The following is a 14,624-nucleotide window of genomic DNA, read 5'->3' as shown; positions in this document are numbered from 1 at the left end:
TTGCTCCAAGTTTTTTTGGAATTTTAACAAAAAATAAAAAAAATGATTTAAAATATAGCAAATTGAAAGATAATAGAGCAAAAAGCTCTATTTTTAGTTTTTAGGTGAGAATTTAAATAGTGCGCTTCCCCAAGTTAAACCAGCACCAAAAGCATCAAAAAGAACTGTATCGCCTTTTTTGATTTTACCTTGTTCAAATGCATAGTTCATTGCCATTGGAATAGAAGCAGCAGAAGTATTTCCATATTTATCAACTGTAACAACAGTTTGTTCTTCATTTAATCCTAAAGCATCACCAACTGCTTTAATAATTCTATAATTAGCTTGATGTGGAATAAAATGGTCAATATCTTCATTTGTTAAGTTATGTTTTATCATCATATCTTTAACATCTGATGTTAAAGTTTTAACTGCAAGTTTGAAAGTTTCATTACCTTTCATTTTAATACAAGCCATTTTATTATCTAAAACTTCTTGTGAACAAGGATGTTTACTTCCTCCACCAGGAGTTTTAATTAAATCATCATAGTTACCATCACTTGAACAGTTAATATCTATAATTGCTTCATCTTTATTATCAGTAGCAGAGATAATAGCAGCACCTGCTCCATCTCCGAAAATAAAACATGTAGTTCTATCTGTATAGTCTAAAATAGAAGTGTATGTCTCAGCCCCAATTATTAGAACATTTTTTTTCATACCAGATTCAATAAATGCTTTTGCAACAGATAATGCATAAACAAAACCTGTACAAGCAGCACTAATATCATATGCCATTACAGGAGGTAGATTTAATTTTGATGCAATAAGACAAGCTGTTGAAGGCATACACAAATAATCTGGCGTAACTGTTGCACAAATTACTAAATCTATATCTTCTTTAGCTATTCCTGCTCTAGTTATTGCAACTTGAGCAGCTTTTGCTCCTAAATCAGAAGAAGCTTCATTTTCTTCAGAAATTCTTCTTTCTTTTATTCCTGTTCTTTTAGTGATCCATTCATCACTAGTATCAATGATTTTCTCAAAATCTTGGTTTGTCATTATTTTTGGTGGAATATAAGCACCAATTGACCTAAATGCTGCGTAAGCCATACACACAATCCTTACTTATTGTTTATACTTATTTATTCTATCTTCTATATTTTGGTTAAGGTTAGAACTTGCTGCTGTAATTGCTTGAAAAATTGCATTTTTAACTGCTTTTGCATTTGATTTACCATGTGCAATAATAACAGGAGCTTTTACACCTAAAAGTGGTGCTCCACCATATTCAGCATAATCTACTCTTACTTTTAAGTTTTTGAAAACTTTTCTCATTAAAACTGCACCAGCAATAGAAATAAGTGAACGTTTTAGATTTTTCTTTATAATTGTTCCGATAGTATCAGCTACACCTTCAGCTGTTTTAAGTAAAATATTACCTATAAAACCATCACAAACAACAACATCTACCGAACCTTTAAATATATCATTTCCTTCTACATTTCCACCAAAATTTGGAAGTCTTTTTATAAGCTGATATGCTTCTTTTGTAACTTCATTACCTTTACTTTCTTCTTCACCATTACTTAATAGTCCAATAATTGGCTCGTCAAGTTTTAATACATCTTGTGCATAAACTTGTCCCATTACAGCAAATTCAAAAAGATTTTTTGCATCACAATCAACATTAGCACCAACATCTAATACTAAAGTATTTTGATTTTCGCTAGTTGGCATAAGTGTTGCAATTGCAGGTCTTGAAATACCTTTAATTCTTCCAATTCTAAGTGTGGCAAGTGACATTGAAGCACCAGAGTGACCAGCAGAAACAATAGCATCTGCTTTTCCTTCTTTAACTAAATCAATTGCTTTATATATTGTAGATTCTTTTCTTTTTAGTGCATCAGTTGCACTATCGCTCATAGAAATTACATCAGATGCATCTAAAATTTCTATTCTGCTTAAAAAGTTATTAGGTATAAGGTTTAGTAGTTCTTCTTTTTTACCTACAGCTATAGCTGTAAAGTTAGTGTTGCTTTTTAATGCAGCAACAAGTCCATCAACAATGGGTTCTGGACCGAAGTCCCCACCCATCGCATCAATTGCTATTTTAATCATTAGCTTTTGTATTCACCCGTAGTAGGGTTAACAGTATGAGGCATTTTCCAAGTTCCATCACTATCTTTAATAGGTCTTTTTAAAGCCACTTTATAATGAGTTCTTCTTTTAGCTGATCTAGAATGAGACACTCTTCTCTTAGGTACTGCCATAGTTTATCTCCTTAAAATTCTTTTTCAATTTCTTCGTTGTTTTTTAAACAACTGTTACATATATGGTAATCACTTTTTATTGATGAAAGTTCACTTTCACAAATATCATCAAAATCTATTATACCATTTTCTATTTCGATAACCAAATCTTCTGATTCGTTACCTTTAAAAATTCCATCACTTAATAAAAAATCTAGTTTTTCATCTAAGCTTATATTCTCTTCTTCACCACATCTTATACATTGAACAGTAGTTTCTCCTGTCAATGACGCATCAATTTTGATTAGAGTTGGCGAAATTTTACAAAAAGTCCCCTCTAATTTTACTGAAGCAAAATCATTAATAAACTCTTTTGGAGTTGTAGGTACTTTTCTAAATTCAATTTTCATAGATTAATTCTTAGCAAATTTCTCTATCTGAAAAGAAAAATTTAATTTCGTTTGCTGCATTTTCTAATGAATCTGAACCATGTACTGCGTTTGCATCAATAGAATCAGCAAAATCAGCTCTAATTGTACCAGCTGCTGCTTCTTTTGGGTTAGTTGCACCCATTAATTCTCTATTTTTAGCCATTGCATTTTCACCTTCTAAAACAGAAACAACAACTGGACCAGAAATCATAAATTCAACTAAATCGTTGAAAAAAGGTCTTTGTGCATGTACTGCATAGAATGCTTCAGCATCAGCTTTTGATAATTGTAATTTTTTAGTTGCAGCAATTTTTAATCCAGCAGACTCAAATCTATCTAAGATTTTTCCTACTACATTTTTTGCAACTGCATCAGGTTTGATGATTGATAATGTTTGTTCCATTAAGTATATTCCTCTACTAATTTTATTAAGTCGCGGATTATACCTAAAAAATTAAAAAAAGGCAAGTAGAATTAAAATCTACTTGCCTTTTTATTAAAAATTTGTATAAAACTAGATAATTAGTCTTCTACTACAGGACTACCTGCTTCCCCTCTGTCTGGACTTTCAACAGAACCTACACCTGGCTCGTCCCAAACAATACATCCCTCTGTAGGACATGCATCAGCACATGCAGGAGAATCATGGTGTCCTACACATTCAACACATTTGTCAGCATATACGTAATAAATATCTTCACCTGTTGGATTCTCATCATTATCAACGATAGCTTCTACTGGACACTCATCTAAACAAGCATCACAACTAATACAGATGTCAGTAATTTTAACTGCCATATTATCTCCTTGGAAAATTTTAAGAAACTTTATCACACTATAAATAAATATATAATTAAATTTGGCTTATTATCAATTACACAGATATAATTAAAGCTTATTTATATAGATAGAAAATTTCTAATATCCTCGATTTTATCGCATTTTTCCCAAGAAAATTCTTCTTCTTCTCTTCCAAAATGTCCATAAGTTGCACTTTTTTTATATATAGGTTTTAATAAATCTAATTGTTTTATTATTCCTGCTGGAGTTAAATTAAAAATTGATTTAATTGCTTGTAAGATTTTCTCTTCTGCTACTTTATTTGTATTAAAAGTATCTATCATTATAGAAATTGGTTCACTAACAGAAATGGCATATGATAGTTGAATCATCATCTTTTCACAAGCCCCAGAAGCTACAAAGTTTTTTGCTATATATCTTGCCATATATGAAGCACTTCTATCAACTTTTGTTGGATCTTTTCCTGAAAAGGCTCCTCCTCCATGGGGACAACTTCCTCCATATGTATCAACTATAATCTTTCTTCCTGTAAGTCCTGCATCTGCTTGTGGACCACCTATTACAAATCTTCCAGTTGGATTTATATGAAAAACCACATTTTCACTTAATAGCTTTTTTGGTATTACTTCTTTTATAACCTCTTCTATAATATCTTCTTTTAATAGTTTCATAGAAATAGTATCAGAGTGTTGAGCTGAAATTACAATTGTTGTAATTTTTGAGGGTTTACCTTCTATATATTCAACACTAACTTGAGCTTTTCCATCTGGTCTTAAATAAGGAAGTATGCCTTCTTTTCTTACTTGTGTTAATCTTTGTGTTAATTTATGTGCTAATAAAATAGGTAAAGGCATAAATTCTTTAGTTTCATTGCAAGCATATCCAAACATAATTCCTTGATCACCTGCTCCAATATCTTCCGTACTTTTATCAACTCCCATTGAAATATCAACACTTTGTTCTCCAATGGCATTTAAAATACCAACACTTCTATAATCAAGCCCATAAGAAGAGTCTGTATATCCTATTTGTCTTATAACTTCTCTTGCAATATCTTGAATAGGAGCATAAGTAGAAGTTTTTACTTCCCCTGCAATTAAACATAATCCATTTGTTAGTAGAGTTTCACAAGCAACTCTAGCATTTTTATCATTTTCAATTATATAATCTAAAATTGCATCTGAAATTTGATCTGCTATTTTATCTGGATGTCCTTCTGTTACTGACTCACTTGTAAATATATATTTGTTAGTCATAAAATACCCTTTTGTGGAAAAATTTTATTATAAAGTAAGATTTTTCTTAAATTTAGAATGTAACTAAAATGTAATGGTTTCTTTTAGATTTTTATTATATAATTACGCAACTTAATTTAATTGAAAAGGAAATCACATGTTAGTAACTAAAAAAGCTCCAGATTTCACAGCAACAGCTGTTTTAGCAGATGGACAAATTGTAGAGGATTTTAACTTATATAATAATATAGGTGAGAATGGTGCAGTATTATTCTTTTATCCATTAGATTTTACATTTGTATGCCCATCAGAAATTATCGCTTTCTCTAAAAGAATTGAAGAATTTGAATCAAGAGGTGTATCTGTAATTGGTGTTTCTGTTGATTCTCAATTTTCTCACTTTGCATGGAGAGAAACTCCTGTTGAGCAAGGTGGAATTGGAAGAGTTAAATATCCATTAGTGGCAGACCTTTCTAAACAAATCTCTAGAGATTATGATGTATTATTTGGTGATTCAGTTGCTTTAAGAGGATCTTTTTTAATTGACAAAGATGGAACTGTAAGACATGCAGTAATCAATGACTTACCATTAGGAAGAAATATTGATGAAATGATTAGAATGGTAGACACAATGTTATTTACTAATGAACATGGTGAAGTTTGTCCTGCTGGATGGAATAAAGGTGATGAAGGTATGAAAGCTTCAACTGAAGGTGTTGCTGAATATTTAGCAAAACACGAAGGTGATTTATAATATTTCCTTTATAGCAACCTTTGGAGACACCATAAAATGGTGTCTCTTTTATTTAATTGACTTTTTTTTAAATAAAGACTACAATTACACAACTTAAAATTTTAAACTAAACTTCAAAAACTACATAACTTTATGTATATCGAATTTAAAAGGTTAAATAAACTTATGGAAGAGTCAAATACTCAATCAAAAACAACAAAAAGCTCGAAAGCAGCAACAGCGTGTGCTAGTGCTAGCAAAAAAGCAAGGACACATATTCCCGTTGAAGGGCATACGATAGAAAAATTAAGAGAATATCCTCTCGAAGATTTATTAAAAATTGCAAAAGAACTTAAAGTAGAAAATCCGCAAGAGCTTAAAAGACAAGACTTAGTATTCTCTATTTTAAAAAATCAAATTGATGCAGGCGGATTCGTCTTATTTACAGGTATTTTAGAAATAAAAGAGGGTGGTTTTGGTTTCTTAAGGGCAATTGATGGAAACTTTTCAGATACTTCAAGTGATTCTTATGTATCCGCAACACAAATTAGAAAATTTGCTTTAAGAACAGGTGATATTGTAACAGGGCAGGTTAGGCCTCCAAATAAGGAGAGCGAAAAATATTATGCTTTATTAAAAATTGAAGCAATAAATTATCTACCTGTAAATGAATCAAAAAATAGACCACTATTTGATAACTTAACTCCTTTATATTCTACAAAGAGATTTAAATTTGAATATGATTCTTCAAAAATGACTGGAAGAATACTTGACTTATTTGCTCCTATGGGTAAAGGTCAAAGGGGACTTATTGTTGCACCTCCTAAAACAGGTAAAACTGAACTACTTAAAGAGTTAGCTCATGGTATTGCAAGAAATCATCCTGAAACACACTTAATGGTTCTATTAATAGATGAAAGACCCGAAGAGGTTACTGATATGCAAAGAAGTGTAAAAGGAGAAGTTTATTCTTCAACTTTTGACTTACCTGCACACAATCATGTAAGAGTTGCTGAAATAGTTATTGAAAAAGCAAAAAGACTTGTTGAGATGAAAAAAGATGTTGTTATTCTTTTAGATTCAATTACAAGATTAGCAAGAGCATATAATACTGTAACACCAAGTTCTGGAAAAGTTCTTTCAGGTGGGGTTGATGCAAATGCTCTTCATAAACCAAAGAGATTTTTTGGAGCTGCAAGAAATATTGAAGAAGGTGGAAGCCTTACTATTATCTCTACTGCACTTATTGAGACTGGTTCAAAAATGGATGAAGTTATTTTTGAAGAGTTTAAAGGAACTGGTAACTCAGAAGTTGTATTAAGTAGAAATGCTGCAAATAGAAGAGTTTATCCTGCACTTGATATTGTTAAATCAGGAACTAGAAAAGAAGAGTTATTATTAACTCCTGAAGTTCTACAAAAAACATGGATTTTAAGAAATGCAATTTCTCAAATGGATGAAGTTGAAGCACTTAAATTTTTATATTCAAAAATGCAAAAAACAAAAGATAATGAAGAGTTCTTTGCTTCAATGAATGAATAGATAAAAGCTTAAAATTTCTGCTATTAGCAGAAATTTTGCTTTTTTATTATAAATTAAAATTTATTTTTCTTTTACAAAAAGACCTACAATCCAACTAAAACCTGCAAATGCAACAAGTCCAAATATAATGAACAATACTATTTCTGTAATAAACATAACCTTCCCTTTTTTATATAAATGAATAGTCATTCAATCTTAAAAGAAATTGTAGAGAAAATTTAATTAGAAGTAAATTAACTATTTAAAAAAGCTAGTTTATACTCCTCATATCTAAAATCAAAAGGTTTATAATTTGGATTTTTTAACTTTTTTTCTTTAAAATCTTTATTTGTACCAATTGAGCGATTTGCAGCATTTGAAGGAGAAGTTAAACTATATACAAGAATTTGTCTATTATTAAAAATAAGTTTATGAGTTCTAATTTTTGAGTTTTTTATTTCTTCTAATTTATAATTATTTAAAATAGTTTTTCTAAAAAAATATTCGGGAGAGTTTTTACTATTTTTACCTGTAAAAATTATCTTTTGTATATTTTTATACTTATTTAAATATTTTAAAATATCTCTTAATTTTATATCTTTCATTCCCAAATCACTTGCATCTATTTTTTCTCTAAAACAAGACTCAACAATATCACAAATACCAATATTTTTTTTAATTAAAAACTCTTTTCTTTGCTTTATTGCTTCTTTTGAGTTATCATATAAAAGATTTAATTTATAAATTTTATCTAAAACTTGCCAAAGTAAATTATCTTGTGAACCATAACAAAAGTCCACATCATTTTTTTTTAAATTTTTAGTACAAAATCTAGGTGGTGGTAAAGTTCCAATAATTAGATATTTTGTATCGTTAAAAATAAAAGGTTTAAAAGGATGAAAATGAAAAAACAAAAATAGCCTTTTAATTTGGATTTCATATTTTTTTATTTTAACAAAGTGATTATCAAACTTTTGTTATAATCATCTAAATTTGATATAAGGCAAAAGTTGAAGATAGGGGCATTTGATTCGGGGCTTGGAGGATTAACTGTTGTAAAAGCTATAAATGAAGTTTTTAAAGGTGCTGATATTTTATATATAGCTGATACAGCATATGCTCCATATGGTATTAAAACCCATGAAGAAATACTAAATAGATGTATAGAACTTACAGATTATTTAATTAAAACTCATAATATTGAGGCACTTATAGTAGCTTGTAATACAGCAACTTCTGCTGCAATTAAGTATTTAAGATTAAATTATCCTTCTTTAATAGTTATTGGAACAGAACCTGGAATAAAACCAGCAATACAAATAACAAAAACTTTAAAAGTTGGAGTTATGGCAACAAATGTAACTTTAAGAGGTGAAAAGTATCAAGCTTTAGTAGATGAATTATCAAAAGATAAAGAGATTACTTTATTTGAGCAAGCTTGTCCTGGTTTAGTTGAGCAAATTGAAAAAGGTGAAATTTTTAGTGAAACTACTAAAGATATGCTTAGAGTATGGCTTACTCCAATGAAAGAAAATAAAGTAGATACTATAGTTTTAGGTTGTACACATTATCCTTTAGTTCAAGAAAGTATAAAAGAGATTATGTGTGAGCAGATAAATTTAATAGAAACTGGTCCTGCAATTGCAAAAAGATTAAATCAATTATGTAAAGAAAAAGGTCATTGTAAAATTGACCCTCTAAAAATATCAATTTATTACACAGGAACAATAAACGAAATAATGATAAAAGAGATTTTTAAAGATAGTAAAAACAAAGATGAAATAAAAGTAAGGAAGTGTGAAATATGAGTAATACAAATATTGAAAAAAAGGTTTTAGCATTAAAATATAGACCAAGAAGATTTGAAGATTTAGTTGGACAAAGTACAATTTCACAAACTTTATCACTTGCTTTAGACTCAAATAGGTTATCACACGCTTATTTATTTAGTGGATTAAGAGGTAGTGGAAAAACAAGTACTGCTAGAATTATGGCAAAAGCTTTTCTTTGTTCAAATGGACCAACTTCAAAACCTTGTGAAGTTTGTGAAAATTGTCAAAGTGCAAATGCAAATAGACATCTTGATATTATAGAAATGGATGCTGCAAGTAATAGAGGGATTGATGATATTAAAGATTTAATTGAGCATACAAAATATAAACCAAGTAGTGCAAGATTTAAAGTATTTATAATCGATGAAGTTCATATGCTTACAACTCAAGCTTTTAACGCTTTACTAAAAACACTTGAAGAACCTCCTTCTTTTGTAAAATTTATTTTAGCAACAACAGACCCTCTTAAACTACCAGCAACAATTTTAAGTAGAACTCAGCATTTTAGATTTAATAAAATTTCAAATTCTGATGTTATTCATCATTTATCTCATATTTTAAATGAAGAAAATATTGATTATGAAACTGAAGCACTTGAAATACTTGCTAGAAGTGGACAAGGAAGTTTAAGAGATACTTTAACACTACTTGACCAAGCAATTATTTTTTCAAAAGGAAGTATAAATACTATTGCTGTTGTGGAAATGTTAGGTTTAATTGAACCAAAAGTAATGGATAAAATTTTTGATATTGTATTAAATAGAAAAGATATAACTTCTTTAGTAAAAAGTTTAGAAAACTATGAAGTATCTCAAATTTGTGATGAAATGACAATTTATTTAAAACAAAAAATGCTTGATAAAGATGCTAAATTTGATTTATTATTATTTGATAGATTTTTCAGAATTTTAGGTGATGCTAAACATCTATTAGCTTTAAATTCTGATGGAAGTTTTGTTTTAATTTTAACTTTATTAAAAATGCAAGAAGCAACTAATTTAAAATCAATTCAAGATATTATAAATCAAGTTGAGCAAATTGAAGTTAAACCAGTTGTTAAAGAGGCAATATCAAAAGAAAAAATTGTAGAACATGCTAAAAATGATGAAAATCATATTTATGAGGTAACAATTTCCAATGAAAAACAAGTTGATGGTGAAAAAAATATAGTTGAAAGCAGATTAGAACAGACAAAAGAAAATTTTAATTTAAATGAAAAAGTAGAAGAGAGTTCTATTACATATGATGAATATGAAACAGTAATTGATGAACCAAATGTATATGATGAAGTTCTTAGTAATAATACTCTTCCTTTAGAAGTTGTAGATGCAGTAGAATTTATCACTCCTTTTGATGAAGAGTTTAATTCATTTGACTTTGAAAAAACATCAAATCAAGAGCCTGCAAAAGTAGAAGATACTTCAAAAAGTCTTGAGAATTTTTATGAAAAAGTTGAAGATACAATAAAAAAAGCTAATCCTTTTGAAGAAGAGCAAGTTGATGCTTTAGATGAAGCTATAAATGAAAATTTAAAAAAAGAAGATGATGCATATTTTAATATGTATGAAAAGGTTATCAATAAAGTTTATGATAGAGATATTAAGCTTGGGGAGTGTTTTGAAGATAACTTTGTATATAAAAGTTATGAAAATAAAAAATTACAAATTATCTCTTATGCCCAAGGTGAAGAAAGAAAATTTTTATTTAAGCACTTTGGACTTTTAAAAACATTTATTTATGATGTTTTTGGAAGTGATATAGAACTTGATTTTATTAAAGATGACTCAGAAGAGCCATCAAAAAAAAAAATTGAGCTAGAAAAAGTTCAAGAAAAAGAAGAAATTCAAGAAATAACATCAACTGAACCTGAAAATATTGAAGAGAATTTAGTAGGAGGTTCAGGTTGTGTTGCTAGTATGTATAATAATAGTAATCCTACTCCTGCACAACAAGAATTACAAATAAATGATATTTTAAATTCAAAAATGTTAAATAAAGCAAAAGAACTTTTTGATATTAGAAAAATAACTGTAAAAACAAAAACATAAGAAATTAAGGTGACAAAGTATTTAAGTTGCCTTTTATTATAATAATCTAATTTTTATAAGGAGATATTGATGTCTTTTATTTCAAAAACACTACTTGCAAGTACATTGCTAATTAGTAGTATATATGCAAATAATATTGATGAAAAAGTTTTAAATTTTGAAAAAGATAGATTTTCAAAAAATGATAGAGTAAAAGTAGAAAAATTATCAATTAATTTAAAGAAAAAACTTTCACTTGAAAATTGGTATGGTTATATTATAGATGTGGAAGCAAAAATTGCTGATAAAAGTATAAAAGCTAAAGATGTTTTATTTTCAAATGGAACTTTTATTGCTCCTGAACTTTTAGATATAAATACAGGAAAATCATTAAAAGATATAATGACTCCTACTTTAACTTCTAAATATTATGATAAAAAAAGACTTATTGCTGGAAATGAAAATGCAAAAGATAAAATTGTAATTTTCTCTGATCCTTTATGTCCTTTTTGTATAGATTATGTTCCTGAAGTTATTAAATTTGTAAAAGAGCACAAGAATAAAATAGCATTGTATTATTATCATTTCCCTCTTTTAAGAATACATCCAGCTGCAGAAACTATTACAAAAGCTATGGTTATTGCAAAAAATAAAGGCGTAAAAGATATAGAATTAAAAGTTTATCAAGCTGATTTTGAGCCTTTTTTTGATTCAAAAGAGACTAGTAAAGAAAAAATTCTTGAAGCTTTTAATAAGTTAATAAAAACAGATATTAAACTTGAAGAGTTAGAAGATAAAAAACTTCGAGAAGAGATTTTTGAAGATGTAGCTATGGGTGAAGAGGTTATGGTTCAAGGAACTCCAACTATATTTATTAATGGTGAACAAGATAAATCAAAATTAAAATATGAAGAATTAGGAAAATAATAGATGAAAAAATTAGTAATAGCAACAAGAAGAAGCCAATTGGCACTATGGCAAAGTGAATATGTAAAAGCAGAACTTCAAAAACATTATCCTCATTTAGAAATTCAATTACAGGAGTTTGTAACTAAAGGAGATAAAATTTTAGATGTTCCTTTAGCAAAAATTGGTGGAAAAGGGTTATTTACAAAAGAGTTAGAGGTTGCTATGTTAAATGGTGAAGCTCATTTGGCTGTTCATTCATTAAAAGATGTACCAACTCAATTTGAAGATGGACTAACTTTAGCGGCAGTTACAAAAAGATTTGACCCAAGAGATGCTTTATTAAGTAATAAATATCAAACAATAGAAGAATTACCACAAGGTGCAGTTATAGGAACAACAAGTCTAAGAAGAAGAATGGCTATTAAACTTTTAAGACCAGATATTCAACTAAAAGATTTAAGAGGTAATATTAATACAAGAATTGCAAAATTAAATGCAGGTGAGTATGATGCTATTATCTTAGCTGCAACTGGTGTTCAAAAATTAAAAATTGAAAATGAAGTAAAATATTTTACTCCTATTGATACAGATACTATGATACCTTCAATGGGACAAGCAACTTTAGGAATAGAGACAACTACTAATGAAGAGATAATTAAATTAGTATCAGTTTTAAATGATAGAAATGCACATATTGAATCAACTATTGAAAGAGGATTTGTAGATACTTTACAAGGTGGTTGTCAAGTTCCAATAGGTGTAAAAGCTACAATTTTAGATGAAAAAAATATAAAAGTTCAAGCAATTGTAGGGATGCCGGACGGAAGTGAAACTATTAGTGATGAAATAGTAGAAAATATTGACAATTTTGAAACAATAGGGCAAAATTTAGCACAGGCTTTTATAAAAAAAGGTGCAACTGAATTATTAAAAAGAGCGGAGGCAGTTGCATTTAAATAATGGTCAAATTTTAATTAGAGGGGTTAAAATGAGAATTCATGCAAATGATGCACTATTTTGTTTAGTAGATGTTCAAGAAAGACTTTTTCCACATATAAGAAATAATGAAGAGTTAGAAAAAAATCTTTTAATTTTAGTAAAAGGACTTCAATTACATGAAATACCTTTTGTTATAAATGAACAATATAAAAAAGGAATAGGGGAAACAATTCCTAGTTTAAAAGAGCTAGTAGATGAGTATCCTCATTTTGAAAAAACAACTTTTTCTTGTTGTAAAAATGAACCAACTTTAGATGCTATTAAAGATTTAAAAAGAAAATTTGTAATAGTTGCAGGTATTGAAACTCATGTTTGTGTACTTCAAACTTGTATAGATTTACTTGAAGCTGGATTACAACCTGTACTTGTTACTGATTGTGTTAGTTCTAGAAAAGAAAATGATACTAAAGTAGCAATAGATAGATTAGTTCAAGCAGGAGTAATCCCAACTACTTATGAGTCATTATTATTTGAACTTACAGTAAATGCTAAACATCCTGTATTTAAAGAAATTTCTCAGCTAGTAAAATAATAGCTAAAAAAAAAGGCCTAGATAACTAGGCCTTTTAGGTAAATCGAAAAAATAAAAAGTTTTTTTAGTTCATAGTATTTGCAGGTACGTGTACATTTCCTTCCATAATAATTCTTGCACTTCTACTCATACTTGCTTTATCAACTAAATATTTATCACCATCTTTTTTAATAACTGCACCAACTTTTAGTGTTCCTGAAGGGTGACCAAAAGTTACGGCATCTTTTTCTCCCCCACCTGCAGCTAAGTTTACAAGTGTTCCAGGAATACAAGCAGCAACACCAATTGCAACCGAAGCAGTTCCCATCATAGCATGGTGTAATTGTTGCATCGATAAAGCTCTAACATTTAAATCTATATCTTGCACTGTAATTTCTTTCCCACTTGAAGCTATATAGTTTTGAGCAGGTGATACAAAGGCAATTTTTGGTGTATGTTGTCTAGTTTCAGCCTCTTTTAAATCTGAAATTAGTCCCATTTTAATAGCACCATAAGCTCTTATTGTTTCAAATCTTGCTAAAGCTTCTTTATCTGAATTTATATCAGGTTGTAATTCTGTTCCTTTATATCCTAACTCTTCTGCATTTAAGAAAATTGTAGGAATTCCTGCTGTTATCATTGTAGCTTTAAAAGTACCAATACCTGGAACTTCTAAATCATCAATTAAATTACCAGTTGGAAATAACTCTTCTGATGGATCAACAGGTTCAGCAAATTCAAGTTTGATTTCAGCAGCAGGGAACGCAACTCCATCAATCTCATAATCACCAATTTCTTGAACTCTTCCATCTTTCATTGGAACATAACAAAGAATAGTTTTTTTAATATTTGCTTGCCATATTCTAACTGTTTGAATACCATTTTCAACCACATTATCAACTAATCCACATTTAATTGCAAAAGGTCCAACAGCAGATGATAAGTTTCCGCAGTTTCCACTCCAATCCATAAATGGTTTATCAATTGAAACTTGTCCAAAGTAGTAATCAACATCGTGATTTGCAACACTACTTTTTCCAACTAAAACAGTCTTACTTGTACTAGAAGTAGCTCCACCCATACCATCTATTTGCTTCCCATATGGATCTGGACTTCCAACTACTCTTAAAAGTAATTTATCTTTTGCTTCTTGATTTTCTTGAGCAATTTTTGGTAAATCAGCAATATTAAAAAATGTACCTTTACTTGTACCACCTCTCATATAAGTAGCTGGTATAGTAATTTGTGGTGCGTAATTACTCATAATTTGTATCCTTAAAAATAGTTCCTATTTTTTAGGAACCAATAAATGTCTTCTTTTTAGCGCATAAAATGAATTTATGCTAAGCGGTGCCTTTAAAAAATGTTTTTTTTAAAGGAGACCCTAAAAGAAG

Annotated in this window: 16 protein-coding genes; 7 read left to right on the top strand and 9 right to left on the bottom strand. The window is 29.0% G+C overall.

Annotated elements, in window-relative coordinates:
* Window positions 1–93 precede the first annotated feature (93 nt).
* The 7 genes from AMYT_RS11975 to metK form a co-directional block, all read right to left on the bottom strand.
* Window positions 94–1,092 (bottom strand): beta-ketoacyl-ACP synthase III, encoded by a 999-nt coding sequence (locus AMYT_RS11975; RefSeq protein WP_114842756.1) that lies wholly within the window; start codon window positions 1,090–1,092, stop codon window positions 94–96.
* 15 nt (window positions 1,093–1,107) lie between these two features.
* Window positions 1,108–2,100 carry a phosphate acyltransferase PlsX gene (plsX, locus tag AMYT_RS11970; RefSeq protein ID WP_114842755.1) on the bottom strand — a complete coding sequence of 331 codons (993 nt, stop codon included), beginning with the start codon at window positions 2,098–2,100 and terminating at the stop codon, window positions 1,108–1,110.
* Window positions 2,100–2,252, bottom strand: a complete 153-nt coding sequence (rpmF, locus tag AMYT_RS11965; RefSeq protein ID WP_114842754.1) for a 50S ribosomal protein L32 — start codon at window positions 2,250–2,252, stop codon at window positions 2,100–2,102. Before rpmF ends, plsX begins: the two co-directional genes overlap by 1 nt.
* Window positions 2,253–2,263: 11 nt before the next feature.
* Window positions 2,264–2,641, bottom strand: a complete 378-nt coding sequence (locus AMYT_RS11960) for a DUF177 domain-containing protein (protein WP_114842753.1) — start codon at window positions 2,639–2,641, stop codon at window positions 2,264–2,266.
* A gap of 10 nt (window positions 2,642–2,651) precedes the next feature.
* Window positions 2,652–3,065 carry a nucleoside-diphosphate kinase gene (gene ndk / locus AMYT_RS11955; RefSeq protein ID WP_114842752.1) on the bottom strand — a complete coding sequence of 138 codons (414 nt, stop codon included), beginning with the start codon at window positions 3,063–3,065 and terminating at the stop codon, window positions 2,652–2,654.
* A gap of 119 nt (window positions 3,066–3,184) precedes the next feature.
* Complete coding sequence (locus AMYT_RS11950; RefSeq protein ID WP_114842751.1) at window positions 3,185–3,460, bottom strand: NADH-quinone oxidoreductase subunit I; 276 nt, start codon at window positions 3,458–3,460, stop codon at window positions 3,185–3,187.
* Window positions 3,461–3,561: 101 nt separating this feature from the next.
* Window positions 3,562–4,719: a methionine adenosyltransferase gene (gene metK / locus AMYT_RS11945; RefSeq protein ID WP_114842750.1), complete on the bottom strand. Its 1,158-nt coding sequence runs from the start codon at window positions 4,717–4,719 to the stop codon at window positions 3,562–3,564.
* Between the two features lie 136 nt (window positions 4,720–4,855).
* Here metK and AMYT_RS11940 point away from each other — a divergent pair, with 136 nt between their 5' ends.
* Together AMYT_RS11940 and rho are read left to right on the top strand one after the other, a co-directional pair.
* On the top strand, window positions 4,856–5,452 hold the full coding sequence (locus tag AMYT_RS11940; RefSeq protein WP_114842749.1) for a peroxiredoxin: 597 nt from the start codon (window positions 4,856–4,858) through the stop codon (window positions 5,450–5,452).
* Between the two features lie 165 nt (window positions 5,453–5,617).
* Window positions 5,618–6,973, top strand: a complete 1,356-nt coding sequence (rho, locus tag AMYT_RS11935; RefSeq protein WP_162919506.1) for a transcription termination factor Rho — start codon at window positions 5,618–5,620, stop codon at window positions 6,971–6,973.
* Between the two features lie 233 nt (window positions 6,974–7,206).
* On the opposite strand, the gene AMYT_RS11930 is transcribed toward rho, so the two are convergent.
* Window positions 7,207–7,866 carry a uracil-DNA glycosylase family protein gene (locus tag AMYT_RS11930; RefSeq protein ID WP_114842748.1) on the bottom strand — a complete coding sequence of 220 codons (660 nt, stop codon included), beginning with the start codon at window positions 7,864–7,866 and terminating at the stop codon, window positions 7,207–7,209.
* A gap of 96 nt (window positions 7,867–7,962) precedes the next feature.
* Between AMYT_RS11930 and murI the strand changes: the two genes are divergently transcribed.
* The 5 genes from murI to AMYT_RS11905 all read left to right on the top strand — a co-directional run bounded on the left by murI (window position 7,963) and on the right by AMYT_RS11905 (window position 13,251).
* The gene (gene murI / locus AMYT_RS11925) at window positions 7,963–8,760 is read left to right on the top strand and encodes a glutamate racemase (RefSeq protein WP_114842747.1); all 798 of its coding nucleotides are present in this window, start codon (window positions 7,963–7,965) and stop codon (window positions 8,758–8,760) included.
* Window positions 8,757–10,832, top strand: coding sequence for a DNA polymerase III subunit gamma/tau (locus AMYT_RS11920; protein ID WP_114842746.1), 2,076 nt, complete (start codon window positions 8,757–8,759; stop codon window positions 10,830–10,832). Before murI ends, AMYT_RS11920 begins: the two co-directional genes overlap by 4 nt.
* 69 nt (window positions 10,833–10,901) lie before the next feature.
* Entirely contained in the window at window positions 10,902–11,738 is an 837-nt protein-coding gene (locus AMYT_RS11915; RefSeq protein ID WP_114842745.1) for a DsbA family protein, read from the top strand.
* 3 nt (window positions 11,739–11,741) lie between these two features.
* Complete coding sequence (hemC, locus tag AMYT_RS11910; protein WP_114842744.1) at window positions 11,742–12,680, top strand: hydroxymethylbilane synthase; 939 nt, start codon at window positions 11,742–11,744, stop codon at window positions 12,678–12,680.
* A gap of 28 nt (window positions 12,681–12,708) precedes the next feature.
* On the top strand, window positions 12,709–13,251 hold the full coding sequence (locus tag AMYT_RS11905) for a hydrolase (RefSeq protein ID WP_114843197.1): 543 nt from the start codon (window positions 12,709–12,711) through the stop codon (window positions 13,249–13,251).
* A gap of 64 nt (window positions 13,252–13,315) precedes the next feature.
* On the opposite strand, the gene prpF is transcribed toward AMYT_RS11905, so the two are convergent.
* Window positions 13,316–14,494: a 2-methylaconitate cis-trans isomerase PrpF gene (prpF, locus tag AMYT_RS11900; RefSeq protein WP_114842743.1), complete on the bottom strand. Its 1,179-nt coding sequence runs from the start codon at window positions 14,492–14,494 to the stop codon at window positions 13,316–13,318.
* Window positions 14,495–14,624 lie beyond the last annotated feature (130 nt).

Origin of the sequence: Malaciobacter mytili LMG 24559 (genome assembly GCF_003346775.1) — a bacterium.
Classification (GTDB): Bacteria; Campylobacterota; Campylobacteria; order Campylobacterales; family Arcobacteraceae; genus Malaciobacter; species Malaciobacter mytili.
The sequence above is the reverse complement of the archived record's forward strand: the minus strand, read 5'-3'. Positions and strand labels throughout refer to the sequence as shown.